Annotated in this window: 4 protein-coding genes; 1 reads left to right on the top strand and 3 read right to left on the bottom strand. The window is 35.7% G+C overall.

Annotation, left to right across the window (positions count from 1 at the left end; all coding sequences use genetic code 11):
• Nucleotides 1-80: 80 nt before the first annotated feature.
• Nucleotides 81-734, bottom strand: a complete 654-nt coding sequence (nfsB, locus tag C1642_RS13865) for an oxygen-insensitive NAD(P)H nitroreductase (RefSeq protein ID WP_000365040.1) — start codon at nt 732-734, stop codon at nt 81-83.
• A gap of 139 nt (nt 735-873) precedes the next feature.
• Here nfsB and C1642_RS13860 point away from each other — a divergent pair, with 139 nt between their 5' ends.
• Nucleotides 874-1,092, top strand: coding sequence for a hypothetical protein (locus tag C1642_RS13860; protein WP_103236458.1), 219 nt, complete (start codon nt 874-876; stop codon nt 1,090-1,092).
• 7 nt (nt 1,093-1,099) lie between these two features.
• On the opposite strand, the gene C1642_RS13855 is transcribed toward C1642_RS13860, so the two are convergent.
• Both C1642_RS13855 and C1642_RS19485 read right to left on the bottom strand, forming a co-directional pair.
• Complete coding sequence (locus C1642_RS13855) at nt 1,100-1,819, bottom strand: UDP-2,3-diacylglucosamine diphosphatase (protein ID WP_103236457.1); 720 nt, start codon at nt 1,817-1,819, stop codon at nt 1,100-1,102.
• 15 nt (nt 1,820-1,834) lie between these two features.
• A partial coding sequence (locus C1642_RS19485) for a peptidylprolyl isomerase (protein ID WP_228153895.1) occupies nt 1,835-2,144 on the bottom strand: 310 nt, incomplete at its 5' end.

The following is a 2,144-nucleotide window of genomic DNA, read 5'->3' as shown; positions in this document are numbered from 1 at the left end:
GGAATAAGCGGACTGGTGAGTTTAGCCTTAGCTATGAAATAGGAGTTCAAAAGACTGTTCTTTTGAACTCCACTGAATTCTTATAAATGTGTAAAAATAACTTCATCCGGCAGACGAGATTTTGGCAATTTCGCATTGAAGTCATTTTCGCTTCTATAACCCAGTGAAACAATTACAGAGCTACGCAGGCCTTTTTCTTTTAAGCCAAATTCTTCATTTAAAACATTTTCGTCAAAGCCACCCATTGGGGTTGCATCTATGCCTTCAAGACCAGCTGCAAACAGTAGTTGTCCTAAAGCGATAAAAGTTTGATTTTCCATCCAGCCGAATAAATTCTTTTGCTCATTGCGGTAAAACTCAACATAGCCATGACGAGTATCCTTTTGACCAAGTTTGGCTTTCTCATCTTTAAAACGACCACTTAAATCATCTTGTTCAAGTAACTGGTTTAAATATTCGGATGAAATATCTGTTCTCGTACAAAATACAAGAGTATGTGATGACTCAAGAACCTTGGGGGCATTGTAGGCATATCGTCCTGTTAAGGCTTTGGCAATGCGTTCTTTAGCAGTAGGATTGTCTGCAACTAAGAAATGCCAAGGTTGAATATTCACTGAAGAAGGGGTAAAGCGTAAAATTTCTAATAACTTATTGAATTTTTCTTGAGGAATTTTTTTCTCGGGATCGTACGCTTTGGTAGTGTAGCGACTTTTAACCGTATTTAATAAATCCATACTTTACTCCATATCAATCTTATTACAATGGAAGGGTTCTAATCTTTGGCATCATACGCGATTTTAGAGAAAAACATCTGCATTTTAATGTGATAAAGAAATATAATACTTATATAAATTTTTTAATAATTTATTGAAAATGTTTAATTTAATGCCCAAAGATGCAAAGAGTAAGCTGCGAGAAATTAGAGTTGTTAAAACCTTTCTGATTTTTGCATTTGTATTGTGTCTTTTAATTTTATACATCGAATATCAAAAATATGGACATATAAGCTGGAAATTTGTATTCCTTACCTGTCTATGTATGATCTGGGATTTTAATTTAAATAAACAAGCCAAGTATTTGAAAAATAACTGAATATTAATTAATAATACCAATCAGTTAGTTTGATTTGCTGCAGATGTGAAGAGGGATAAATTTCTAAAATTTGTGCATGATCTTCACGCCAATCGCCAAGAACAATCCGCTGTTTATGTTGTAATTGATGAATTGCTGGACGGTGAGTGTGTCCATGAATAAGTATATCTACATCTGTGAGGGCAGAGAGAACAGCTTGTTCATTTACATCCATAATTTCATAACTTTTTTGCTGTTTGTCTGAATGACTTCTTTTGCGAAAACCATTGACCAGTTTTGTGCGGAAACTCAAGGGGGTACGGCGTAAAAAAGCAACTAGGAAGGGATTTCGGATAATTTTTTTAAATCTTTGATAGGAAATATCATCAGTACATAACGCATCGCCATGTTCCAAACGGTATTGGTGACCTGCAATGTTGAGATAATAAATATCAGGAAGTAATACACCATTAAACTTATCAAGGAAAACCTGATTTAAAGCAAAGTCTCGGTTACCCACTTGGAAATAAACGCGATTCCCTTTTTGGTTAAATACTTTCAAAGCCTCGACAATTTCGTCGAGCCAAGGCGCTGAATAGTCATCACCAATCCAAGCATTAAACCAATCACCTAAAATATAAAGCTGTGTTTGTTTATTTTGATAATGTACCAACAAATCTAAAAACCCTCGAACGAGTCGAGGGTGTTCAGGTGACAAGTGTAAATCTGAAATAAACAGATAAGTCACAGCTTTATCCTAAAATTATTCAGAAATAATTTTAGCAGATTCGATAACAACGTTTTCTAAAGGAACGTCAGCGTGATAACCACGGTTACCTGTACGTACGCCTTTGATTGCTTCTACAACGTCCATACCTTCAACAACTTTACCGAATACAGCATAACCCCAACCTTGTGCAGTTTTTGAAGTATGGTTCAGGAAAGAGTTGTTTTTTACGTTGATGAAGAATTGTGCAGAAGCAGAGTGTGGAGCTTGAGTACGTGCCATTGCAATGGTACCTACATCGTTGCTTAAACCGTTGTCAGCTTCATTTTCAATCGCATCACGAGTT

The sequence above is a fragment of the Acinetobacter sp. AKBS16 genome (genome assembly GCF_002899995.1).
Taxonomy (GTDB): domain Bacteria; phylum Pseudomonadota; class Gammaproteobacteria; order Pseudomonadales; family Moraxellaceae; genus Acinetobacter; species Acinetobacter baumannii.
This window is presented reverse-complemented; position numbering and strand designations above follow the sequence as displayed.

Excerpts from the sequence above, each read along its gene's own strand:
- nfsB (WP_000365040.1), bottom strand. The coding sequence starts at position 734 with ATGGATTTATTAAATACGGTTAAAAGTCGCTACACTACCAAAGCGTAC.
- C1642_RS13860 (WP_103236458.1), top strand. The coding sequence starts at position 874 with ATGTTTAATTTAATGCCCAAAGATGCAAAGAGTAAGCTGCGAGAAATT.